General features: G+C 63.0%; 22 protein-coding genes. 3 read left to right on the top strand and 19 right to left on the bottom strand.

The genetic code is table 11. The annotated features are described in order from the left end of the window. Window positions 1-59 precede the first annotated feature (59 nt). The 15 genes from IRI77_RS15135 to IRI77_RS15065 form a co-directional block, all read right to left on the bottom strand. Window positions 60-839, bottom strand: coding sequence for an AraC family transcriptional regulator (locus tag IRI77_RS15135; RefSeq protein WP_194452880.1), 780 nt, complete (start codon window positions 837-839; stop codon window positions 60-62). Beyond that, on the bottom strand, window positions 836-1,399 hold the full coding sequence (locus IRI77_RS15130) for a GyrI-like domain-containing protein (protein ID WP_194452879.1): 564 nt from the start codon (window positions 1,397-1,399) through the stop codon (window positions 836-838). The genes IRI77_RS15135 and IRI77_RS15130 overlap by 4 nt, the downstream gene beginning before the upstream one ends. Before the next feature lie 54 nt (window positions 1,400-1,453). Further along, the gene (locus IRI77_RS15125; RefSeq protein ID WP_194452878.1) at window positions 1,454-2,335 is read right to left on the bottom strand and encodes a phosphotriesterase family protein; all 882 of its coding nucleotides are present in this window, start codon (window positions 2,333-2,335) and stop codon (window positions 1,454-1,456) included. 49 nt (window positions 2,336-2,384) lie between these two features. After that, entirely contained in the window at window positions 2,385-3,413 is a 1,029-nt protein-coding gene (locus IRI77_RS15120) for a class I SAM-dependent methyltransferase (RefSeq protein ID WP_194452877.1), read from the bottom strand. Window positions 3,414-3,474: 61 nt separating this feature from the next. Beyond that, complete coding sequence (locus IRI77_RS15115; protein ID WP_194452876.1) at window positions 3,475-4,809, bottom strand: enolase C-terminal domain-like protein; 1,335 nt, start codon at window positions 4,807-4,809, stop codon at window positions 3,475-3,477. A 4-nt stretch (window positions 4,810-4,813) separates the two neighbouring features. Continuing rightward, a complete protein-coding gene (locus tag IRI77_RS15110) occupies window positions 4,814-4,978 on the bottom strand; it encodes a hypothetical protein (RefSeq protein WP_194452875.1) in 165 nt (54 codons plus the stop codon). A gap of 14 nt (window positions 4,979-4,992) precedes the next feature. After that, complete coding sequence (locus IRI77_RS15105) at window positions 4,993-5,670, bottom strand: cytochrome c biogenesis protein (RefSeq protein ID WP_194452874.1); 678 nt, start codon at window positions 5,668-5,670, stop codon at window positions 4,993-4,995. Window positions 5,671-5,680: 10 nt separating this feature from the next. Beyond that, window positions 5,681-6,361 (bottom strand): heme exporter protein CcmB, encoded by a 681-nt coding sequence (locus tag IRI77_RS15100; protein WP_194452873.1) that lies wholly within the window; start codon window positions 6,359-6,361, stop codon window positions 5,681-5,683. Beyond that, window positions 6,361-7,059 (bottom strand): heme ABC exporter ATP-binding protein CcmA, encoded by a 699-nt coding sequence (gene ccmA / locus IRI77_RS15095; protein WP_194452872.1) that lies wholly within the window; start codon window positions 7,057-7,059, stop codon window positions 6,361-6,363. The genes IRI77_RS15100 and ccmA overlap by 1 nt, the downstream gene beginning before the upstream one ends. Beyond that, on the bottom strand, window positions 7,056-8,078 hold the full coding sequence (locus tag IRI77_RS15090; RefSeq protein ID WP_194452871.1) for a carboxypeptidase-like regulatory domain-containing protein: 1,023 nt from the start codon (window positions 8,076-8,078) through the stop codon (window positions 7,056-7,058). The genes ccmA and IRI77_RS15090 overlap by 4 nt, the downstream gene beginning before the upstream one ends. Further along, the gene (locus IRI77_RS15085; RefSeq protein WP_194452870.1) at window positions 8,075-8,557 is read right to left on the bottom strand and encodes a hypothetical protein; all 483 of its coding nucleotides are present in this window, start codon (window positions 8,555-8,557) and stop codon (window positions 8,075-8,077) included. Before IRI77_RS15085 ends, IRI77_RS15090 begins: the two co-directional genes overlap by 4 nt. Before the next feature lie 15 nt (window positions 8,558-8,572). Next, window positions 8,573-9,064 (bottom strand): cytochrome c-type biogenesis protein, encoded by a 492-nt coding sequence (locus tag IRI77_RS15080; RefSeq protein ID WP_194452869.1) that lies wholly within the window; start codon window positions 9,062-9,064, stop codon window positions 8,573-8,575. Beyond that, window positions 9,036-11,051: a heme lyase CcmF/NrfE family subunit gene (locus IRI77_RS15075; protein WP_194452868.1), complete on the bottom strand. Its 2,016-nt coding sequence runs from the start codon at window positions 11,049-11,051 to the stop codon at window positions 9,036-9,038. The genes IRI77_RS15080 and IRI77_RS15075 overlap by 29 nt, the downstream gene beginning before the upstream one ends. Window positions 11,052-11,078: 27 nt before the next feature. Beyond that, window positions 11,079-11,528, bottom strand: a complete 450-nt coding sequence (locus IRI77_RS15070) for a cytochrome c maturation protein CcmE (RefSeq protein WP_194452867.1) — start codon at window positions 11,526-11,528, stop codon at window positions 11,079-11,081. A gap of 145 nt (window positions 11,529-11,673) precedes the next feature. After that, a complete protein-coding gene (locus IRI77_RS15065; RefSeq protein ID WP_194452866.1) occupies window positions 11,674-13,101 on the bottom strand; it encodes a M23 family metallopeptidase in 1,428 nt (475 codons plus the stop codon). Window positions 13,102-13,174: 73 nt separating this feature from the next. Here IRI77_RS15065 and IRI77_RS15060 point away from each other — a divergent pair, with 73 nt between their 5' ends. Both IRI77_RS15060 and IRI77_RS15055 read left to right on the top strand, forming a co-directional pair. Next, the gene (locus IRI77_RS15060; protein ID WP_194452865.1) at window positions 13,175-13,495 is read left to right on the top strand and encodes a hypothetical protein; all 321 of its coding nucleotides are present in this window, start codon (window positions 13,175-13,177) and stop codon (window positions 13,493-13,495) included. 171 nt (window positions 13,496-13,666) lie between these two features. Next, on the top strand, window positions 13,667-14,377 hold the full coding sequence (locus tag IRI77_RS15055) for a hypothetical protein (protein ID WP_194452864.1): 711 nt from the start codon (window positions 13,667-13,669) through the stop codon (window positions 14,375-14,377). A gap of 190 nt (window positions 14,378-14,567) precedes the next feature. Here the strand turns inward: IRI77_RS15055 and IRI77_RS15050 are convergent, their stop codons facing one another. Further along, window positions 14,568-17,258 carry an ABC transporter permease gene (locus tag IRI77_RS15050; RefSeq protein WP_194452863.1) on the bottom strand — a complete coding sequence of 897 codons (2,691 nt, stop codon included), beginning with the start codon at window positions 17,256-17,258 and terminating at the stop codon, window positions 14,568-14,570. Window positions 17,259-17,902: 644 nt separating this feature from the next. Between IRI77_RS15050 and IRI77_RS15045 the strand changes: the two genes are divergently transcribed. Then, a complete protein-coding gene (locus IRI77_RS15045) occupies window positions 17,903-18,361 on the top strand; it encodes a globin domain-containing protein (RefSeq protein WP_194452862.1) in 459 nt (152 codons plus the stop codon). 41 nt (window positions 18,362-18,402) lie between these two features. Here IRI77_RS15045 and IRI77_RS15040 read toward each other — a convergent pair whose 3' ends face one another. The 3 genes from IRI77_RS15040 to IRI77_RS15030 form a co-directional block, all read right to left on the bottom strand. Next, window positions 18,403-19,236: a PEP-CTERM sorting domain-containing protein gene (locus tag IRI77_RS15040; RefSeq protein WP_194452861.1), complete on the bottom strand. Its 834-nt coding sequence runs from the start codon at window positions 19,234-19,236 to the stop codon at window positions 18,403-18,405. A 12-nt stretch (window positions 19,237-19,248) separates the two neighbouring features. Then, window positions 19,249-19,773: a hypothetical protein gene (locus IRI77_RS15035; protein ID WP_194452860.1), complete on the bottom strand. Its 525-nt coding sequence runs from the start codon at window positions 19,771-19,773 to the stop codon at window positions 19,249-19,251. Between the two features lie 168 nt (window positions 19,774-19,941). Further along, complete coding sequence (locus IRI77_RS15030; RefSeq protein WP_194452859.1) at window positions 19,942-21,792, bottom strand: tetratricopeptide repeat protein; 1,851 nt, start codon at window positions 21,790-21,792, stop codon at window positions 19,942-19,944. Window positions 21,793-21,911 lie beyond the last annotated feature (119 nt).

The following is a 21,911-nucleotide window of genomic DNA, read 5'->3' as shown; positions in this document are numbered from 1 at the left end:
CTAAGTTTGTCCAGATTCGTATCCCGGCGATAGGACTTATGTCACAAAGCCCCGCCGGACTACTCCAGCGGTAGGTAGATATCGGTAATCAAACGCTCGGGCGGCGTGCTGCGCGGATCATTGCGGTAATACTCAATCGAGGCGGTCCAGGCGGCTTCGCGGCCGCTTTGGGGCAGCCATTCGCCGCACAGCCGGGCGTAGGTCAGTCCCAACAGATGGTAGGGACCGGAGTGCCGCAGGACGGCAAATTCCCGCTCCGGCAGTTCGACCACATCCAGTCCGGCAGGCGGCGCCGTGCCTGGCTTTACCTTCAAGGCGGCGTCGTAGCGCTGCGCGGCCGGTTCGGTGGCGTCCGGATCGTCGTGAACGATGCCGAAGTATTCCAGCCCCGGACCCAGCAGCCGCGCCGGGCCCGCCAGCGCGAACAGGCGCTGCCACGCTTCGCCCACTTCGGCGTAGGGCCCCGTGTGGCGGGCGGCAACGGCCCAGCGCGCCGGCAAGCGCAGCAAGTGCACGGACTGGGCCTCCCGGAACTCGGCCGGCGACTCGCCATAGCGGGCATGAAACGCGCGCGTGAAGCCCTCGTGGCTTTCATAGCCCGCCTCCAGGGCGATGTCGATGATGGGCCCGGCGCCCTGCTGCAGCCGGCCGGCCGCGCGCTCCAACCGCAGCCTCCGGACGTGCTCCTTCACCGGTTCGCCGGTCATCCCGCGGAAGATGCGGTGGAAGTGGAAGGGCGAGAAGCAGGCCACCCCGGCCAGATGATCCAGTGACAGCTCCTCGTCGAGGTGGTCTTCGATGTAGCGCATCACGCGCAGTACCCGCTGTTGGTAGCTCATGCAAGCTGGACCGGCGCCGAGGCCTTCTTCACCGGATAGCGGACCACGGTCTTGAGCTTCTCAGGAGCGGTTCGCCGCGGGTCCGACAGGTAGATCTCGTGGTGCGGGCCTACCAGTTCCAGTCCGTTCGCATCCGCATGCTGTTTCAGCACGGCAATCGTCTCCGCCACCTGGTCGTAAGGACCAACGTGAAGCGCCTGCAGGCAGCGGCCTTCCCTGCGGGTGACCAGTTCGACCCGCTGGACGGTCTCCGTTTTGCCTTTCCCGATGAGTTGGGCGGCGGTCTGCCGCACCTCCTGTTTACCGATCGCAGCCGGCACCGGCATCAGTAGTTGCCAGTCGGTGATAGCCGTGTAGACACTCTCCAGCGGCGCCACCGGAAACGTCTCCCGCCCGCTGAACTTACGGGTCATCTTGATCGTGTACACCATGGGGTACAAAGCGCCGATAGCGTCCTGGAACTCCGGTCCGCCCGGTTGACCGTGACCGGCAATGGAGAGATAGTGCGTGGCTGGAATCTCGACGATTGTGGGCTTTTTAGAGCAATTCAGCTTAGCCATGCACCTACGATACGGCTTCCCGTTGCCGGAGTCTTGACCGTTCTTGCGAACTACTCAGGCAAACGCCCGGCCAGGGTTTTCGACCAGCAGCGTGCGCCAGTAGGGAGACGGCAGCAGGGGCAGAAAGCCGCTGTACAGATACGTGTAGCCCCGGTAGTCGCCTCCGCCCTTCTCGCCCACGTGATACCAGCCGGCATCCTGCGAGATCAACACCTGCCGGAGCAAGCCGCGGCCCTGCATCCACTCGACACATTCACGATGCCACTGCGCCGAGGATTCGCTGATGCCGTCGAACTCCACCCAGGCGCCCGCCCGCGCCACGGCTTCGTGGAACTTGTGATCCTTCTCGCTGTGGGCGTGCACCCAGATGAACTTCGAGGCCGGGCAATGCAGGCCTGCCAGGATCTCCAGTTGAGCTTCGGCCGCCGGTCCGCCGCCATTCGTATGCGAGGCGATCGGCAGTCCGGTCTCCAGGCACGCGATCGCTGCCGCCTCCACAAGTTTCCGGTCGAGCGGCTCCAGAGGGTAGCCGTTCACCGCCGTCTTGATGAACCGCGGCTTCAGCCCGTTGATCCCGCCCTTCCACTCCGCCACATAGCGCTTCGCCAGCTCACGAGCGGATTCCTGTTTCGCGAACTCCGGCACACCCGAACGGTTCGCGGCCCCGTAGATGCCCGTGTTGGTCCAGATCTCGATGCCGGAGGCCTCCTGCAGTCGCGCGCAAAGCCGCCCGTCCCGGCCCAGATAGTTGGGCGTACACTCATGCAGCCGCACGCAGCCGAATTGCTTCAGCTCCTCGAGCTTCGGCTTGGCGAGTCGGAACACCTCGTCCGCGTCATATCGCGACGGCGACGCCTTCGCGGCTCCAATGAAATCAACCAGAATGTGTTCGTGGACCAACACATTGCCGGGGACCGTTGGCCCGGATTGTGCCATCACGGCCCCCATAATGAACTCTCGCCGGCGCATGCGGCGATTGTATCGCCTATCGTGCGATCCCTGTGACCACCGTGTGCGGCGAGTGCGGCACGGGGTGCGCCTCGATCTGGGTGAAACCCGCGGCCCGGTGCATGGCCTCGTACTCTCTAAACGTATAGGCGTCTCCGCCCGGCGTGGAGATCAGCATGACCATGCTGAACGCCGCCGGCATCGGCGGAGTCACCCGATCCTCATTCGGAACGAACTCCAGCGTCGCGGAGAGGCCGCCCGGCTTGAGCGCCGCCCGCACCTTCTTCAGCAACTCCGTACACGTGGGGGTGTCGAAGTGATGCAGGAAATTGGTGAGGAGAACGGCATCATACGGTCCGCCGAAGTCCACGTCGAATGCGCTGCCCGGCAGCCGTTCAAACTGGTGGGCCACGCCGGCCTTCCGCGCATTCTCCTCCGCTACGTCGAGCACCTTGGGCCAGTCGCAGGCGACAATCTTCGCCTCGGGATGCCTTTTCGCGATCTCGATGCCGAATAGTCCGTGGCCCGCGGCAATATCGAGAATCCGCAAAGGTCCAGTGCGTCCGTTCAGGACAACGGTGCCCAGCGGCCCGGCCAGTGGCGCCATCATCGGCGCCATGCTGTGCGCAAACTCCACCCAGATCGGATTGTCCGGTTCGACGCTGCCTTCGCCTGGCAGGGTCGTTCGTCCGCTACGTACGATCTCCGTGAGATTGTCGTACGAGGCCTTCATCTCGGACAGTCCCAGGAAGCGGGCTGTGGAATGGAGCGACGTCGGCGAATTGGGATCCAGGAACAACGCGCTGGTAGGCGTATGGCTGTAAATCCCGTCGGCCTTCTGCAGCAGGCCCATGATCACCAGGAAGTCGCAGAGGATGCGCGTGCCACGCGGCGACGCCGAGCAGCGTGCGGCCAGGGTGAGTGCGTCGGCTGGACCCTGTCCGACCGCGCGGAACAAATCCAGTTCGATTGCGGTGCGCAACGCGGCGGAACGTTGGTGCGCATTCAGGTTCTCGAAAATCAGCCCCGGATTGGGGGCGGGATCCATGGCAATCCCAGGTTGCATGGCAAGCCTCCTCTATTGAGGACAGGATAGCGCCACGGATCCCCTGGTTTCCAAGAAATCTTTACTGTTTGATAACGGTTCCGTCGCGCCGCCGGACTTCGCCCCAACCGCCGTTCATCTTCTGCCGTTCGCCGCGTTCGCCGTACCCGAAGGGATACTTCTTGGCGGCTGCTTCATTCACTTCGATGCCCCAGCCGGGCGCCTCGGTGATGTAGTAGTAGCCGTTGCGGATCTCGGGGCAGCCCGAGAAGACTTCCTTCACCCGCTCGGGGAACTCATAGCTTTCCTGGATGCCGAAGTTTTGGCAAACCAGGTCGAGTGTGATGTTCGCCGCGTGGCCGATGGGGGACACGTCGCCCGGACCGTGCCAGGCCGTCTTGACGCCCATCATCTCGCCCATCGCCGCAATCTTGCGGCAAGGCGTCAGGCCGCCGGCCTGCGTGACGTGGATCCGGATGAAGTCAATGAGCCGCTCCGCGATCAGCGGCGTCCATTCGTGCGGACTGTTGAACAGTTCGCCCATGGCCAGAGGCGTGGAGCACTGCTGGCGGATCTGGCGGAACCAGGTGATGTCCTCGGGAGACAGGGCGTCTTCCAGGAAGAACAGGCGGAACTTCTCCACTTCCTTGGCGAGACGCACGGCCTGGATGGGCGAGATGCGCTCGTGCACGTCGTGCAGCAGTTCGATCTCGTCGCCCAGCTCTTTCCGGCAGTACTCGAACATCTTGAGCGCGCGGCGGATGTAGTCTTCGGGCTCGAAAACCGGCTTGTCGTGGAGCTTCTCCACCTTCACTTCGCTGCCGCCGGAGCCATAGCCGGCCTGGCCGGGTACGCCGATCTGGACACGGATATGACGGAAGCCGCGTTCAATGAACTTCCTGGCGTTGGCGACCAGTTGCGGGAAGTCGGCGCCCGAGGCGTGGCCATAACAGTCCACCGCCTCACGGCACTTGCCGCCCAGCAACTGGTACACGGGCATCCCCGCCTGGCGCCCCTTGATATCCCACAAGGCCTGGTCGACACCGCTGATCGCGTTGTTCAGCACCGGGCCATTGCGCCAGTAGCTGGAGTTGTACATCGCCTGCCAGAGATCGTCAATGCGATCAGCCTTCTGGCCGATGAGAAACGGCTTCAAATAGCGCTCGACGGCGCTGACCACCAGATCTGCCCGCTGGGTATACGTCCCGCAGCCATAGCCATAGAGGCCATCCTGGTCGGTAATGACCTTTACGACAACCAGGCGCAAGCCAACCGGTGCGGTGGCGATCACCTGGACGTCCTTGATCTTGGGCGAGGGCGTGGCCCGCGTGGCGCGCGCAACCGTTTCTTGCGCGGCCATCTCGCGGGCGGACAGGGCCCCCGCGCCTACCATCTGCAGCAGGCTGCGGCGATTCATTGGGTTAACGTTTCTCCTTGTCCTCGAGCATTCGCTGTAGGCTCTCCATCTGGCGGCGAATTCGGCCTTCGCGGCTGACGAGAGTCAGCACGTAGACCACCAGGACGAGCCAAGCGGTTATGAGCCCGTAGGCAAGGTATTCAAAATTGCGAGCAGCGGCGTCGTTCATGGTGAGCTAATCTCCTAGAAGGCGTGCGCCGACCGGCGCAACGCATCCACCTCGCGCTGGCGCCGCTCCTGCATCATGCGGACGGCGACGAGCACAAAGGCGACCATCAGAATCGGAACCCAGTTGCCATACAGCATCGACCGGTAGCCCGAGTCCATCTTTCCGTCTCCATACAGCACCGGTTGCGGATGCTGCGTTCGGAACCACTTGATGGAGAAGAAGACGAACGGGACGACGGAGAAGCTGAGGATGGACATCACGGCCGAAAGGCGGGCGCGTTCCGTGGGCTCCTCGATCGCGCGCCGCAACACCAGGTAGCCGCCGTACAGCAGCCAGCAGATCAGCATGGAAGTGAGACGCCAGTCCCAGGTCCACCAGATGCCCCAGATGATGCGCGCCCAGATCATGCCGGTGAGCAGATTCGCGGCGCCGAAGGCCAGGCCCACCTCGGTGGTCGAGACACCCAGCGCATCCCATTTCAAATCCCTCGTCTTCAGGTACGAAATTCCCGCAATGAGGGAAACCAGGAAGCACGTGAAGCAGGTGAACGCAGCCGGAACATGGAAGAAGATGATGCGGAAGATCGCCCCTTGAAATGCCTCATCCGGGAGATTGACCAGCATCTTCCAGATATTGTGGGTGAGCAAGGCGATAGCCAGTGCCCCCAGGCCGTACAGAGTCTTTTCTCTCATGGCTCTCCTGCTATCCAATCAGGACGGTGTCGATGAGCACAACCGCCAGCGAAGTAAAGATGATATCGAAGCCGACCAGCAGACGCAGCCAGGCAAACATGTCGCCCTGAATCGGCTGGCCGGCCAGCAGCGGAGTGGTCAGCATCATGGCCGCCATCAGGCACGGAATCAGCATCGGATACACCAGCATGGGCAACATCAGTTCCCTCAGTCGCAGGTTTACCGTCAGCGCAGAGAAGATGGTGCCCACGACGCACACACCCCACGTGGCCAGAACCAGAACCAGCGCCAGCCACAGCGGCTGCTGCGCCCAGCGCACGTTGTAGAACACTCCGAAAATGGGCAGGCAGACCACCTCGATGCCCAGCAGCAACACGTAGTTGGCCAGCACCTTCCCGAGAAAGAGCGCCGCGCCGGGTACGGGCGAGGAGATCAGGGCATCCAGGCAGTCGTTGACGAGTTCCCGTGCGAAACTTCGATTCAGGATCAGCGCGCCGGCGAAAGCAAAGACCAGCCACAGCAGGCCCCCCGAGATCTCGCGCATCATCTCAGGATTCGCATCGAACGCAAAGCTGAACAGCAGCAGGATCACCAGTGCGAAAGCCAGCGAGGCGTTCAAGGCCTCTTTCGTGCGCAGCTCACTCCGCAGATCCTTGGCGGCGATGGTGAAGACCTGGCGCAGGAACAGCATCACGCCTCTCCATACGTGCGGTAGAGATAGCCCGGATCGTCCAGCATCTCCTGCGTGCGCAGCCCGCGGTGCGCCAGCTTTCCGCGATTGATCAGCACCACGTGAGTCGCCAGTTCCAACGCCTCGCGCAACTGGTGGGTGGACATCAGCACTGTCCGCCCTTCCTTCAACGCATCGCGCAGCAGATTCTGCAGCAGCGCAATCGCGCGATCGTCCAGCGCGGTGAACGGTTCGTCCAGCAGCAGCATCTGCGGGTCGTGCAGGAACGCGCGCGCCACCGCCAGCCGCTGCCTCATGCCGCGCGAAAACTCACGCACCAGGCTATCCTTCACGCGATCGAGGCCCGTGCGCTCCAGCCAGTGATTGGCCGCGGCATCCGGCTTCTCCAGGCCGTAGAGCGAAGCGAACAGCCGCAGGTTCTCATAGGCCGACAGTTCGTCGTAGATGGCGATGCCGTGGCCCAGAATCCCGATGCGGTTCCGCGTGGTCCTGTTCTGGAAGTCGGTGTCGAACACCTTCACGACCCCGCGCGAGGGGCGCGAAAGTCCGGCCAGGATCCGGATGAGAGTCGTCTTGCCCGCGCCGTTGCGGCCCAGCAGGGCTACGCACTGCCCGGGTTCGATATCGAACGAGACTTCACGAAGGGCCGCGTAGTCGCCGTAGAATTTCCAGACTCCTTCGACGGCCAGCGCCTTCATGCCTTCGGCTTGCCCCCGGAGGAATCGGCCGGTGCCGACTTCATATACTGCGCCGCGAAGCTCAAAGCAAGGATGGCCAGAATCAGCCCCAGCGCCCATTTCCATTCGCGCTCATAGCCCGGAGGCATGATCTGCTGGATGCGCGGCCCGTCCTCTTCCTGCGCCGTCGCTTCCGGGGCCGTGCCCGAGGCCTGTGGCTCCGGTTCCGAAGACCGCAACGTCCCCGCGCCGCTGATCTTTACCGCATAGGTATTGCCCTTGACGTCAAAGATCGCCGCGCCGCTGCGCGGTTCATTCCCCAGCGAAGCGAGGCCGTCGCCTTCCACCGTGATCCCCTTGGGGACGATCAGCCGCACCGGGCCCGGATCGTGCAGGATCCGGCCGCTGAGCACCATCGGCTCCTTGATCGGCATCTTGTAGCTGATGTCGAAACGGGTCTCGCCCGGCTTCACCGGGAAATCGACAGCGTACTCGCCCTTGCCGCCCATCGGCTTCGGATCCCGCTCCACCGGCATTCCGCCCGGCGCAATCACTCGCGCCTTCACGTCCTTGCCGGCTTCCGGCGGCGCCGTGAAATGCAGCGTGCCCGCCTTCGGGTCATACCACGTCGTCTGGCTGTCGTTCTGGAAGATCACCGTCTCGTTGACCACCAGTTCCTTGCCGTCGGACTCCACCAGGATCATGTGCTGCGACATGTCAATCGCGCTCAGCTTGGGCAGCGCGTCGAACACCTGCACCTGCAGGCCCGTCGTGGGCGCATTCGGCTGCAACTGCATGTTGTACGCGACACCCTGGTACGTCGCCTGCAGCAGATGCACTGACCCGGCCGGAGCCTCGATCGAGAACTTCCCATCGGCCCCGGACTTGGCGGATCCCGCCGGTTCCATGCCGTTCTGGCCTAATTTCGTGAGACTGACGGTCACGCCGGGTTGCGGCTGGCCCGTCGTCTTGTTGACGACAGTTCCGTCGATGGCGGCCAGCAGCGGAAGAGCAGTGAGAAAGAACAGGACGGATTTCATTCGGCGGCCCCCGACATCGATTTGCCGCATTCGCCGCAGAACTTCATCGGCTTGTCGAACCGCGCGCCGCAGTGCGGGCAGACCAGAGGTTCGGCCGGTGGTGGTGCTTCCTCGGTTTTGACCGGTTCCGCCTTCGCGGGCGCCGCGGCCTTGACGGCCTGGACAGCCGCCTCGGCCTTCGCCGGCTTACCGGCCACGGCAGCCGGCTTCATACCCTTCAACACACGGTCGATCTCGGCCAGCACGCCGGCGAGTTCGTTCTGCAGGGTCAGCTTGGTTTTGGCGTAATCCGCCTCGGAAAGCTTCCCGAGCCGGTATTCAAAGTTCAGATCGCGCAGGTTGTCGTAGATGACAGCTTTGCGGTCTTCCAGGTGTTGAATGGGCGAGGCGGCTTCGGGTTCGGGTAAGTCTTGGGGACGGACGAACAATACGAAAGCGAGAACACCCACTGTTAGCAGGATAGAAGCGGCGAAAATCATGAGCCGTGGACCACTTTATTCCAAGTCCGAGAGATCCTTGTCAATGCGATCGCGATAGCGGGCCAGGTCAGCCGACTCCACAACGATCTGCCCGGGACCCTCGGCGGCCGGGCGCTTTCTGAGATAACTGCGCAGAACGAGATAAATGGCCCCCAGGCCGCCGCTGATCCATACGAAGGGCATCAACCAGCTCAGCAGGTAGAACCCCTCGGCCGGCGGTTTCAGCAGGATGTCCTTGCCGTAGGCCGCGACCATGTCGGCGATGATGGCATCGTCACTCTTGCCCTCATCGATCAGCTTCAACAACTGGGTCCGCACTGGATCCGAAAAATGGCAGTTGATCATGTTGCAGCCCGTGATGCTGGCATAGCATCCGCACTTGCACTGCATCTGATCGCCCAGCCGCCGCACGCGCTCGTTCGTCAGGGGTACCGTGCCCTGCACCAGCGCGGCGCTTAACGCCAACCCAAGAACGATCTTATTTCGTAGGTTGAGCTTGTTTTGCATAAACACCAACCACTTCCGTACGAGCGTAGGAGTACTTCACCTTGCTCGGAACCAGGCAGATCAGCGTGCCAAAGAGCAGCACGTAGAAGCCAACCCAGATGCAGCTCACCAGGGGGAAGATGTACACCTGGATGATCGCCGCCGTCGGGTCGGTCTGGCTCATGCTCGCGAAATTCAAATAGAGGTCTTCGTTCAGCCGCCGGCGGATCGATACCTGCGATGTCGGCTGCTGGCTCGACACATACACCCGCCGCTCCGGAGTCAGCTCGCCCAGCGATTCACCGTGCTTCGTAACGGCAATGACAGCCCGCTGCCACGAGTAATTCGGATTGTCGCCATCCAGCACCTGCTTCACCTGCAGGTCGTAATTCCCAAGCTGGATGTGTTCGCCGATCTTCACTTCCTTCGTCGTGTCCTTATTGAAGGCCGCGCCGGTGAAGCCGATGAACATGATCACGATGCCCATGTGCACCAGATACCCGCCGTAGCGGCGCGTGTTCCGGTGAGTCAACTCGACCATTGCCCGCAGCAGGTTCATCTGGTTCTTGATGGAGATCGCACGCGACCCCTTGAAGAACTCCATCACGATGGTGACCGTGACGAAGGCGCACAGCCCGAAGCTGATCAGCGCGTAGATGTGATGAACACCCGTCGCTACCAGCCCCAGTACGGTGACCAGGAAGAAGACAGTCGGCCAGCGGAATGCCCTCTTGAGGCTGTCGAAGGAACTGCGCCGCCACGCGATCAGCGGACCCACGCCCGTCAGCAACAGCAGGAACAGCCCGATCGGAATGTTCACCTTGTTGAAGAACGGCGCGCCCACCGTGATCTTCTCGCCCATCACAGCCTCGGTCAGCACCGGGAACAGCGTGCCCCACAGCACTGCGAAGCTCGACGCAAGCAGGATCAGGTTGTTGAACAGGAAACTGGATTCGCGGCTCAACACACTCTCGAGGTGCGCCTCGGACTTCAAATAGTCCAGCCGCTTGATGATCATGAACGTCGTGACACCCACGGCAATGGACAGGAAGCCCAGGAACCAGGAGCCCAACGAACTCTGTGCGAAGGCGTGCACGCTGGAAACTACACCCGACCGCGTGAGGAACGTGCCGAAGATACAGAGGAAGAAGGTGGCTGAGATCAGCACCATGTTCCAGACCTTCATCATGCCCTTCTTCTCCTGCATCATTACTGAATGCAGGAAGGCCGTGGCCGTGATCCAGGGCAGCAGCGAAGCGTTTTCCACCGGATCCCAACCCCAGTAGCCGCCCCAACCCAGCACCGCGTACGCCCAGCCGGCGCCCAGCAGGATGCCTGTCGATTGGAACGCCCAGGTGATCAGCGACCACCGGCGCGTCGTGGCGATCCACGCCTCACCCGGTTGTTTCGTCACCAGCGAGGCGAACGCAAAAGCGAAGGGAACAATGAAGCCGACGTAGCCCAGGTACAGCATCGGCGGGTGGATGGCCATCGCCGGATGCTGCAGCAGCGGGTTCAGTCCGTTGCCGTCCGCGACGGCCTGCACGCCCTTGCCCACGGCCAGCACCTGGAAGGGCGGCTCAATGAAGGCATTCAGGGTGCAGAAGAAGATCTGGGTGAAACTCAGCACCGCGATGACATAGGGCATCATGTCGCGGAACTTGCGGCGGTTCGTCCACAACACCATCACGGAGAAGGTGGAGAGCAGCCACGACCACAGCAGCAGCGAGCCTTCCTGCCCGCCCCACCAGGCCGCGAACTTATACACCAGCGGCATCGCCCGGTTCGACCGCGCGGCGACATACGCCAGCCGGAAGTCGCTGGTCATCAGGGAGTACACCAGGATGCCGGCCGCCGTGCTCATCAGCACCCACACGGCATACACGGCGCGCTCGCCACTCACGACCAGAAATGCCTTTTTGCGGATCGAGCCGACCAAAGAGGCGGAGAACGCGTAGATGGCGAGACAGAAGGCCAGCAGGATGGCGAATGCGCCGAGAGTCTCCATGAAGTGTTGCTCCCTTATACCGGAGTGTTACGACATCGACGGCGGCTTCGCGCCGTTGAGCGGCTGCGCGGCCGGTTTGCCGCCCGGAGCCGCCTCATACTTAGAGGGACACTTGGCGGCGATGGAACTGGCCTGGAAACTGCCATCGGCCTGCAACTTGCCGTCGGCCATCGCCTGGGCATTGTCGCGGAACGTATCGGGCAGCGGGTCTTTGCCCGTGTAGACCACATTCAGGATCTGCGGCTGGCCCTTCTCCACGATCTGGAAATGCACTCGCTCCCCGTCGCGCTTGATCGAACCCGGTACAACGTCTCCGGTAACGCGGACCCGCTTCGTGGCCTCACCGCCCGGCAGTTGCTTCAATTCGGAGATCGTTTTGTAGTAGGTCTTCGATTCGTTAATCCCACTGGCCGCCAACCAGGCCAACGTGCCAACGATCGCAACCACGAGAAGAGTAAACTTAGCGTAGGTCTTCATGCGTCACCTTGCCCCCAGTATACGGCAATCCGTTCAGGAATGCCGCTAATACGTTGATATGAAGTAAGAAAAGCCGCGCGGGGCAGCGCTCCAGACAGCCCCAAAACGGCTATATCGGACTAACAAGTCCTATTTTGGCAATGGGTTACCGGGTGGACGGTTCCACCCAAAAAGATAGGCTGTTTCCTGCCCCACGGACGGCCTGAACCGACACTCTCCACGGTCCCGGTTCCGGAGTCTCAATCCGTACCGCCTCCGATTCCGGCCGGTAGGTCTGGCCGCTCGGGCTCACCACATACAAATCGAAGTCGGCCCCCCGGTCTTCCCAGCCCAGTTTGACCTCCAGCGCTTTGGCCCCGCGCGGTACCGCCAGAATCCGCGTCCACCACTCCGAGAACCCCACCTCTCCGCTCCAGCGCGGGCGCGCTGGGGGCGCCTTGGCCACCTGCGGCCGGCCCGGAGTGATTGCCTTGGTGAGAACAGCGGACTTCTCCTCGAACCGGAACGGAATGCTCTGGGAGGAGATCGAAGCTGACTTCGTCACATGAACATGGACATGCCGTCCGAAGGAATACCCGCTGGTCCCCACCTCGGCCAGCACCTCGCCCGCATCCACGCGCTGCCCGCTGCGTACCCGGAACGTCCCCGTCTTCAGGTGCGCGTAGTGTGAGAACTCGCCGTCATCGTGTTGAATCGTAATGTAGTTACCAAAGATCCGCAGGTTCGGAGTCTGGCCGAAGCCCAGGTCGTGGGCCGAGACGATTCCGCCCCGCATGGCGGTCACAAACCGCGCGTCGATCGGGGCAATATCATAGGCGTGAATGCTCCGGCCCCAATGGGAATAGGACCCATACGGCCGCTGGGAGATCCGCCAGTGCTCATTCGCCAGGATGGGCATCGCATATCCGCCCCCCGTCGAAACCACAAACCGCGAGGGCGGACTCTGGCTGCCATCCGGATTCCGCAGGATCACCAGGTACTCCGCCGCCTCCAGCTTCGGAATCGGCGCCGTGATCCGGTTGCCCTCCTGGTGTTCGGCCAGCAGTGGAGCGATGTACTGCCACCCGCCGGAAGGCGAATAGCGGGCGATATTGATGGAGGTGTCGGAGGTCGCGCCGGTCGCGTCGATCACCAGTTCCTTGTCCGTCACCTGCACCACGCGCGCCGCCAGGTTGGTGGCGCTCCCCTGCACCTCAAAACGACTCTGCTGCACCACGGCGTCATTCAAAACCACCCGGACCGTCCAGTTGCCCGGTTGAGTCGCCGGCTCGAATCCGCCAATCGGCAAAGCGCTGAGAAAGCAGAGGTTGGCTGTGGTGGGCAGGGTGTCATAGGGAACAGACGACGAAACCGCGCCGCCCGGGGTGACCCACTCGATCCGCAACCGGTCGCCCGCCCGCACTCCGCGCGCCACAAACTGCACGAACGCCTGCTCTGAATCGGCCGTAAACCGAACCGCCGGACGCGTGATCGCGCACGATGACTCGCTCGCCGCGGAGCCCAAGCGCAACCCGCCAACCGTAGCCGCCTCCGCCGCCAGGGGCAGCAGCAGCGCAAAAAGGACGATCCTCACTCTCGTGATATCGGCGGGAATGGTGAGGACCTTGAGATTGGGAACAAGGATTCCGGGCCGGGACTGTCCAGCGATGAGGGAGCCGGCGAGTCTCCACCGCGACCATCACGGACTGGACGATGCCGTCCGGCTCAGTGACGGCTTCATATGGCATCACAGCCGCATGACCCAGATCACGATGTGCACGGCAGCCCGGCCGTCGTTTCTGTGCGATGCCCGCCTGCGCGTGTATTTTGGAAGCCGTCTGATTCAAAATGCGTGGACGGGTGTGAAGCCGGGCCGGTTGGGGTGCCCGGACGGCACGCACGGCCGGGTATACCCGTACGGCGAGGTTTCGGGGTCGGTGACGGTCAATCAAGCCGAGCCTTTCACAACCGATAAGTGTGTACTATGAATCGGAGAATTTCGGGCAAACGCATTTTTCAGATTTGCCAGGCTCAGTAGCGCACGGGTTAGCACACCTCAATAGAATGGGTTTGAGTGAGGCTGCCCTTCCGGCCAGTTCATTCGGTCCATCTGGCGTTCAGCAAGATATGTCGAACATCAGCAAGGAGCTGACTCAGAGATGTCGCAACGATTTCAAAGATCCGCAGTCATGATCCTGCTGGGTGTTCTGATGGTTTTACCAGTCAGTGTGGCCGCGCAGATCCGGGACGCGGACCCCTCCGCCGCCGAAGAAGTCGTTCTCATGCCGGTGGGACCCTATGGCGAGAAGCTCGACAACTGCAAGGTAGCGAGCTTCCTCTTCCAGGGCGCCCCCCAACACCGGAATGTCGAACGTCGATCTCTCTTTAATGGTCTCGTTGGGAAGGCCGTCCCTTTCGGGCCATATCTGGCTTATCTAACCTGCGACGTTCCGAAGGGTGTTCGTTCGATCACAAATGGGGTTGCTTCGAGCGTACGGGTCCAGCACAGGTCGGAGTTTCTTGTCATTTCCTCTCACCGGCATATCATGCATTATCAAGACGGTGGCCCCCGCCTTCAGGTCCGAATAGAAGGGGCCTTCGATACCTCTGGGTCATTGTGGGTGAAGCTGGTCGGCACCTTCCTCAACGAGGTCGCAGTGGCGAAAGTCGGCAGGGACGGGGTCGCCGATATCGTAGTGGCTACACCCGGTGATCATGTTCTCCTGGTGCTGGCAACCGGCAAGCTCGTCTGTACGAAGAGCCTCAGTCTCGCGAGTCCCTGGGACCAGCCCGGGGAGAGGTACGTGACAATCAATGTCGAACAGGGATGTCAAATAACGCGATCATATGGCGCCGTGAGTCGAGAGTGAGGTATTCGGAGAAGGGGCCCGTCCCGTCCGAAGTGACGCAGCCGCTGTCTGGCCGGTGCGCCGCCTTCGAGCCCGGACCCGCGAATAGAGCCGCGCGCGCCAGCAAGCGGGCACCCACCACTACACCTCTCAGCCAGTCGTGCTCCTCCACCACCAGTGACAGAGCCCTTCCGCTTGGCTGCCCCCACTCCTACTCCGCACGCAACGCCTTCACCGGATCCACCCGCGCCGCCCTCCGCGCCGGCAGGTAACTCCCCGCCACCGCCGCGAGCGTCAGCACCACCAACGCCACCCCATACGTCACCGGATCCGCCGGACTAACCGCATACAGCATCGACCGCATCAGCCGCGACAATCCCAGTGCCGCCGCCAGCCCGCCCAACGCCCCGAAAGCTGCCATCCGCAACCCATGCCGCACAAACTGCCCTGCCACCACACGCGGCACCGCCCCCAGCGCCAGCCGGATGCCAATCTCCTTCGTCCGTTGCGACACAGAGTACGAGATCACCGCATACAGCCCCACCGCGCCCAGCAGCAGCGCCATGCTCCCCGCGATCACCAGCAGCAGCAGCGCCAGCGAACTGCGGGCCAGCGACTGCTCATACACTGACCCCAATGTCTTCCCATCCGCCGCCGGCAGACTCGCATTCACCTTCGAAACCGCCTGCTGGATCTCCTCCCGCAAAGCCTGAGTCCCCGCTCTCGTCGTCCTGATCACATATGTCAGGCTCCGCACCTCAAACTCAGCCTGGGACTCGAAGTTCCTGCTCAACAGCGGCCAGTACGCCGTAGTCGGAGCCGGCTGCTCAATCCCGTCGTCGTGCACATCCGCCACCACCCCAATCACCTCGCGCCAGTCGTCCTTCAACGTCGGCCGGATCCTCTTCCCAAGCGCCGCTCGCGGCTCGCTCCAGAACGCCCGCGCCAGGTTCTCGGACACCAACGCCACCGGAGCCCGCTGGTACACTTCCGCCCACGTCAGGTCGCGCCCCGCAATCATCCGGCTGCCCGCCGCCGCGAAGTACCCCGGCGAAACATACTTGAACCGCCGCACCACCGGAATCCGCCCGTCCTGCGAAGGCCGGTCCTGCGCATACACCGGATCGTTCGAGCCGCCCTCCAGCGGCAGCGAATCGATTGCGCCCACGCGCTCCACTCCGCCCACTTCCGACATCCGGCGCAGAATCTCTTCCTCCATGCGCGCCACCCGCTCCGGTGACTCCACCAGGGATCCCGGAATGCTCACCCGCACCGTCTCCAGGTGCTCCGCGCCCGAAAACCCCGGGTCCACGTGCAGCAATGCCTGGAACGTGCGGATCATCAGCCCCGACCCCACCAGCAGCACCAGCGCCAACGCCACCTGCACCGCCACCAGCGCGCTCCGCGTCCGCTGCCGCTCCCGGTTGCCAGTCACTGACCGGCTGCCCGCCCGCAGGTCATGCACGCCCTCCGGCCGCACATACTTGAAGACCGGAATCAGCCCGAACACCACACTCGCCACCAGCGACACGCACACCGTGAACAGCAGCACCCGCGGGTCCATGCCGATCTCCTGGACTCGCGGCACATGCACCCATTCCAGGGCCAGCAGCGCCCGCAGCGCCGCCGCGGCAAAACCCCAACCAGCCACGCCCCCGCCCACCCCCAGCAGCACACTCTCCAGCAGCAACTCCCGCGCAATCCGGGCCCGCGGAGCCCCCAACGCCACGCGCACCGCCAGTTCCGGCCGCCGCCCTTCTGCCCGCACCAGCATCAGGTTCGCCACGTTCGCGCACGCGATCACCAGCACCAGCCCCACCGTCCCCATCAACACCCACAGCGTGCTCCCGAGGTCGCCCACCAGGTATTCCTTCAGCGACCGCAGCCGCGGCGCGAAGCGCGCCTCCGCAAAGGCATTCGAACTGAAACCCGGGTTCACCACGAACTTCCTGGCGGCCATCGGCAGCATGCGCGAGACGTCCGCATTCGCCTGCTCCACAGTGATCCCCGGCTTCATCCGCGCGATCCCCTGGCAACAGAAGCTGATCAGCTGGACCTCGGAGCGCCGGAATCGCAGCGGCGCCAGCATCGACACTTTGCGATCCAGAAACTGGAACGACGGGGCCAGCACGCCGATCACCTCGTGCGCCTTACCATCCAACACAATGCGCCGCCCTAACACGGCCCTGTCTCCGCCAAACCTTGATTGCCAGTACCCGTCCGAAAGCATCACGGTCTGTTCGTGCGCCGGGTCTTCGTCTTCTCGCGTGAAGCCGCGACCCATTGCCGGACGGGCCTCCAGCGTGGACAGAAACCCCTGTGTCACCACCAGCCCGGGCACCTCTTCCGGTGTGCCCAGCCCGGTCACCGTCCACGAGGTCGCCGCATACATACCCAGATCCTGAAACGCGCGATTCTCCTCGCGATAGGTCAGGAACAGTGAGACCGCCAGATTCATATCCGGGATGTTGAGCCCCGGAGCCGTGTGCCGCAACGCCACCAGCCGCTCCGCCTCCGGATAGGGCAACGGTTTCAGCAGCACGCCGTCGATCACGCTGAAGATCGTCGCGCTAGCCCCAATCCCGAGCGCCAGCATCAGCACGCTAACAACAGTGAAACCCGGATTGCCCCGCAGCCGCCGCAGTGCATACCGCACATCGCCAGCCAGCATTTCGATCCGGTTCTCCCACCCGTACTCACGCACCTCTTCCACCACGGCCGTCCGGCTGCCCATCTCAACGGAAGCCGCCCGCCGTGCGTCTTCCAGGGACAACCCGCGCCGCACATGCTCCTGCGTAGCCTCGTCGAGGAAATGCTCCACCTCGGCCTCAATCTCCTGCTCCACCGCCCGCCGTCGCCCCAAAGCCCGCAACCCGCGAGTCAACTGCCGCCAAAGGGACATGAGTTATTCCCCCGCCTTACGTATGCGAGCATTCGGAAACACAGCCAGGGACGCCAAGCTGTAAGTCGGGAAAGTGGGCAAGTCCAGCTTCTCCGGAAGGATGTGAGTGTGCGGTGAGGCCATAAGGGGAACCAGAGCCCGGCAACCTCACCGTATCGCGCTTCCTCTTGATTGTCAAGATGTGAAGATCAAGAGCAGAAGAGCTCGGCTCTCGACATACCCGCACAGAAGCAACACCAAGGGCCATCAGATCTGACAGCAGACGCTCGAGGATGCCTGCCCCACGATGGGCAACGCCCACGGATTCAGCCCGTTCAGGATTCCGCCCCATCGAAGGCGAAGCGAAGACCACCTTCCTCACGGCGGCGTTAACTCCGGATGAGGATGCTCATCTCTGTCTCGAATTGGACAGTGGGTGAGCGCCGCCGCCGGCCCGGCGCAACCCAAACGGGATGCGGGTAGACCGCCCCCTGCCAACGGAAGCTGCTCAAGGCGAAGTCCCAACACCGCAAACTGCTCCCCCAGCATTCCCTCCGGCATTGCCGGAGGCCCGTCGCAATTCCAACGGCCCTCAGCACCATTCAACGACCTGCGGGTGCCCGGTGACACAGGAAGATCAAAGAGACGAGGAAGATGGGCACCCGATGAGGCGAGAGGCCCCTGTTGCGCATGGTCTAGATCCTCCACGGAGCCACCTGGTCGAGCGGCCGGCCCGCGAAATCGAGGTGCTCCGCGGCACGTTCGCCAAGGTGAAGCTATCGCCCGAACAGGCGGGCGCCAAGTTCTACGCGCGTCTGTTCGAACTGGCCCCACAGGTGCGGCCGATGTTTCCTGCCGCGATGGGGCCGCAAGCGGGCAAACTGTTCCAGACGTTAAAGCTCCTGGTGGCAAGCCTGGATCGGCTGCACGAACTGGTGCCGGTGTTGCGGGAATTGGGACGCAGACACAAAAGCTACGGGGCGGTGGCGGACCACTACGCGGTGGTGGGCTCGGCGCTGATTTGGACTCTGGAGCAGGAGTTAGGCGACGAATTCACCGAAGAGGCGAAGGAAGACTGGATCCAGTTGTATACGCTGGTTTCGCGCATGATGGAGGCAGATTGAATTGTGGGGCCGCCGAGCCATCGGCGGCCCCACCGTACTGCTTACTTGCGGCGGATCACGAGCGCTGCTGCCAATGCGGTGGCACAAAGCAACAGGGAGGACGGCTCCGGTACCTCACTCGGGCCAGGCGCCGCCGGGGAGGCTGGGCCTGCTGTGAGAGCGGCGAAACCGTAAGGGCCACCCAATTCGTATTCGAATGTGGGAGAACTGTCGGAGGCCAGAAAGCTCCACAGCGCCGAGCCCCCCCTTCCATCATTTTGGATCGCGTAGAGGCGGGAGCTACCCGAATCCCACGCAAGTCCGCCATAGAACCCGCTGCCCAGTGCGATCGGTTGCGCGATGGCGGTCTGGGTACTCGGGTCGAACCAGTAGAGCGAGGAGACCCCGAAGGAATCGTTCCCCAGTAGATAGAGTCCCCCCGGTGAGTCCGTCGCGCCGCCGTTGAATCCGAAGCCGAGACTCACCAGGCTGGCCGGCGGCACGGATTCCAGGGTGGACGCACCCAGAAGATCGTTGCGCACGATGCTGGTAGTCCCGTCGTACACGATGCCGCCAAACTGGCCGGCGCCGATCGGGGTCTGCGGGCTGCCGAATGTACCGTCCGAATAGAAGCCGCGCAGACTGGCGTCCCCCAGGCTGTCCGACTCCACGCCGATAAACGATAGCAGGGGTCCGTTGACCGTGACAAACACCAGCCCTCCGGCAAAGCTGGTATTGCCGATTCCCAGAGTCGCCAGCGGCGTGACTGTTTGCGCCGCCACGTCCAGCATCGTGAGTTGGTTCGGGACTCCGTTGGCATCGGCCCCGATGGTGTAGAGAAGGGGGCCGGCCCAGGTGGTGAGTGCCCCGCCCAGCAGCAGAATCAGTGTCTTCATGGTGAGCTACGCTTACTTCGGCTGCACATTGCCATAGAAGATCGCATTGCAGCGGCCGGCCCCGCTACCTTCCTTATAGGCGACGAACGTCAGATACGGCTTGGTAGCTGAGAATGGCGGCTTCAGGTCCAGCATCAGGCCGGTCACTACCGTGCTCGCGGCGGCGGGAAGATCGTCCGACGGTGCCTCGTCGCTCTTGGTAAGAGGAAAGTAGAGGCCGGTTTGATCGGAGCCTTCGGGCGGTATCGAAAAGTCCAGGCGCGCTTTGACGAACTTGGCGCCGCTGGCGCCTTCGCATTGCACTGTAACCGTGTTGAGGATGACTCGCTTATCGATTTCTCCGATCTGCTGTCCGCAGCTTCTGTTCCCTGTCTGTCCAGAGGTCCAATTCAGGGAGCATCGTGCCGCTACCAGGGTGTTTACCGGATTGGTAACTTCGCGAACCGGGGAAGAGTACTGCGCGTGGGCGGTGCCCGCAAGCCCGAGTGCAAGGGCGAGGCCGAGGCCGAATTTGAGTCTTTGGGTGGTATTTTGCATGGGTGGAGATTCCCTCCTTGGTGACATTAGGCGTCCGCCGAATCGCGGGGAAAGGCCCGAGTGTCAATCATGCAGCGCGCAGGCTGGATTGTGGAAGCAAGTTTCCGGTAACTACCTGGATACGTGCATTTCCCCTTTGCCTTCAGCCGGTTACTTAGAGGTTACGAGCTACTCGCCGGGCTGCAGAAGGGGTTGAATGGGGGGCAGCCCCAAGCTGGTCCTCAGCTTCCCATACCGCGGATTGCCGGCCAGGACACGGCAATGGTAATGACACAGCATCACCGCCACTGAACCGCGGTCATCCGCCGGCGCCCGTTCGAAACGCGTCAGCGCCGCGTCATAATTTCCCAGGCCCAGTTCGATCAGGGCCGCCGCCGTGGCCGGTTGTCTCAGCAGGCCATCGAGCTCATCGCGCAGCGCGATGGCTTCCGCCTTCCGGCCCGTCCTCCCCAGCAGGTAACCGGCGACGGGGTTCCATTCCAGCGGTCCGCCGCCCAGTTTGCGGCCCTCTTCGACAACCTTGAGGGCGCCGGCCGGATCCCCCTTCTGGTACACCATGAGAGCCAGGTAACGCCTGTAACGTACCGCCCGCGGCGCCAGATCACAGGCCCGCTGCAGTTCCACAGCCGCCTCCTGAAAGTACCCCACACGATGCAGCAGAAGGCCCAGATCACTGTGGTGGTCGGGCGAAAGCGGATCCAGATCCACCGAGCGGCGCGCCATACGGAGCGCGACATGGTAGTCGCCCACCATCGATTCGATGATCGAGCAGGAGCGTAGCAGCGGCGCGGAGTTGGGGAGTTCCCTGAGAGCTCGCCCGCAAGTGGCTTGAGCGGCCCTCCAGTTCAAGTCGTAGTCGCGGTAGACACGCAGCAGCGCGCCGTATCCGCGGCCGGATCCGGGGTCCAGACGGATTGCCTCGTGCGCCTCGGCCTCGGCGCGATCGCGATGGCCAGTCGTGGCGTAAGCCTGGGCCAGCATGGCGCGGCCATCGGCATACGTAGGGTCCGCCTGGACGGCGGCTTCAGCTTCCGCCAGCATATCGGGCATTTTGGCGCCTTCGCCTCGGGTAAAGACTTCGCTGGCGCGCAGGGTATGCTCATAGGCGAGCATCCGCTGGGGAGCGCGGCGCAGGCTAGGGTCTTCCCTTTCAACGGCTAGTTGCACCTGCAGCCGTTGCGAGAGTGCGGCCGCAATCCGGTCCTGCAGCAGGAACAAAGCGTGCCGGTCGCCCTCGAACACATCCGACCAAAGCGCTTGTCCGTCGGCCGCGTCGCGCAGCCGGGCGGTAATCCGAATCCGGGGTCCATCGCTTCGCACACTGCCTTCCAGCACGGCGGAAGCACCCAACTCGCGCGCCACCTTTTCAGGATCGGCCGGGAGAGACTGGCGGGGCGACTGCGAAGACTGGCCCAGCACACGCAATCCAGGTATGCGAACCAGTTGGTCGATGATCTGTTCCGAAAGGCCCGCGCCCAGGTATTCCAGATCTCTATTTTCAGAAAGGTCGGCGAATGGTAGGACCACTAGCGAGCGAATCGCGCCGGCCTGCCGTCGCTGTTGCCAGACGAACGCCAAAACGCACGCAACCATTACCACTAAACCGGTCGCCGCAGCGGCGATCCAGAGGGGCGCGCGCGCCGCGGGAACGCTAAATGGGGCGGAGGCCGGTTCGCGAACCGCCGGGGCGGTTTCCTCCTCGATCACGCGGACACCGTAGGTTCCTTTGGGAATCTCGAAACGAATCGCGTCTGCCGTTCCTTCCGACTCGTAATATTCGCGCAAGCGGGCGCGCAACCGCGAGGCCTCCACCCGGACGATGGGATCCGCACGCGGATCGTAGTCGGCGGGACGGCCGTAGACGGCTATTCCGATGGCGTATTCTTTGAGGGATTGTTCGTCGCCAAGCGCGCTTTGTTCCACTATATGGCGCAGAAACCGGCTTTGCCGATCGGCGCGCCGGAACAGGGAGGTTGCCAGGACCTTTTCCAAATACTGGGAGACTCGGGCGGCAGACATGAGAAGGAACGCCTCATTCTATCATTCGCGTCAGGAAGAATCGGAGAACCCGTGCCCCCCCCATCCCGCCACCCGATCTAAGCCGTTCACTGTCATAGGGCTACAGCCCTCCAACCCCG

Source organism: Paludibaculum fermentans (assembly GCF_015277775.1).
GTDB classification, from domain to species: Bacteria; Acidobacteriota; Terriglobia; order Bryobacterales; family Bryobacteraceae; genus Paludibaculum; species Paludibaculum fermentans.
The sequence above is the reverse complement of the archived record's forward strand: the minus strand, read 5'-3'. Positions and strand labels throughout refer to the sequence as shown.

Excerpts from the sequence above, each read along its gene's own strand:
- IRI77_RS15040 (WP_194452861.1), bottom strand. The coding sequence starts at position 19,236 with ATGAAGACACTGATTCTGCTGCTGGGCGGGGCACTCACCACCTGGGCC.
- IRI77_RS15135 (WP_194452880.1), bottom strand. The coding sequence starts at position 839 with ATGAGCTACCAACAGCGGGTACTGCGCGTGATGCGCTACATCGAAGAC.
- IRI77_RS15110 (WP_194452875.1), bottom strand. The coding sequence starts at position 4,978 with ATGAACGACGCCGCTGCTCGCAATTTTGAATACCTTGCCTACGGGCTC.
- IRI77_RS15130 (WP_194452879.1), bottom strand. The coding sequence starts at position 1,399 with ATGGCTAAGCTGAATTGCTCTAAAAAGCCCACAATCGTCGAGATTCCA.
- IRI77_RS15045 (WP_194452862.1), top strand. The coding sequence starts at position 17,903 with ATGAGGCGAGAGGCCCCTGTTGCGCATGGTCTAGATCCTCCACGGAGC.
- IRI77_RS15085 (WP_194452870.1), bottom strand. The coding sequence starts at position 8,557 with ATGATTTTCGCCGCTTCTATCCTGCTAACAGTGGGTGTTCTCGCTTTC.
- IRI77_RS15090 (WP_194452871.1), bottom strand. The coding sequence starts at position 8,078 with ATGAAATCCGTCCTGTTCTTTCTCACTGCTCTTCCGCTGCTGGCCGCC.
- IRI77_RS15055 (WP_194452864.1), top strand. The coding sequence starts at position 13,667 with ATGTCGCAACGATTTCAAAGATCCGCAGTCATGATCCTGCTGGGTGTT.
- IRI77_RS15105 (WP_194452874.1), bottom strand. The coding sequence starts at position 5,670 with ATGAGAGAAAAGACTCTGTACGGCCTGGGGGCACTGGCTATCGCCTTG.
- IRI77_RS15080 (WP_194452869.1), bottom strand. The coding sequence starts at position 9,064 with ATGCAAAACAAGCTCAACCTACGAAATAAGATCGTTCTTGGGTTGGCG.
- IRI77_RS15060 (WP_194452865.1), top strand. The coding sequence starts at position 13,175 with ATGAGGGAGCCGGCGAGTCTCCACCGCGACCATCACGGACTGGACGAT.
- IRI77_RS15115 (WP_194452876.1), bottom strand. The coding sequence starts at position 4,809 with ATGAATCGCCGCAGCCTGCTGCAGATGGTAGGCGCGGGGGCCCTGTCC.
- IRI77_RS15120 (WP_194452877.1), bottom strand. The coding sequence starts at position 3,413 with ATGCAACCTGGGATTGCCATGGATCCCGCCCCCAATCCGGGGCTGATT.
- ccmA (WP_194452872.1), bottom strand. The coding sequence starts at position 7,059 with ATGAAGGCGCTGGCCGTCGAAGGAGTCTGGAAATTCTACGGCGACTAC.
- IRI77_RS15070 (WP_194452867.1), bottom strand. The coding sequence starts at position 11,528 with ATGAAGACCTACGCTAAGTTTACTCTTCTCGTGGTTGCGATCGTTGGC.
- IRI77_RS15035 (WP_194452860.1), bottom strand. The coding sequence starts at position 19,773 with ATGCAAAATACCACCCAAAGACTCAAATTCGGCCTCGGCCTCGCCCTT.
- IRI77_RS15030 (WP_194452859.1), bottom strand. The coding sequence starts at position 21,792 with ATGTCTGCCGCCCGAGTCTCCCAGTATTTGGAAAAGGTCCTGGCAACC.
- IRI77_RS15050 (WP_194452863.1), bottom strand. The coding sequence starts at position 17,258 with ATGTCCCTTTGGCGGCAGTTGACTCGCGGGTTGCGGGCTTTGGGGCGA.
- IRI77_RS15075 (WP_194452868.1), bottom strand. The coding sequence starts at position 11,051 with ATGGAGACTCTCGGCGCATTCGCCATCCTGCTGGCCTTCTGTCTCGCC.
- IRI77_RS15100 (WP_194452873.1), bottom strand. The coding sequence starts at position 6,361 with ATGCTGTTCCTGCGCCAGGTCTTCACCATCGCCGCCAAGGATCTGCGG.
- IRI77_RS15125 (WP_194452878.1), bottom strand. The coding sequence starts at position 2,335 with ATGGCACAATCCGGGCCAACGGTCCCCGGCAATGTGTTGGTCCACGAA.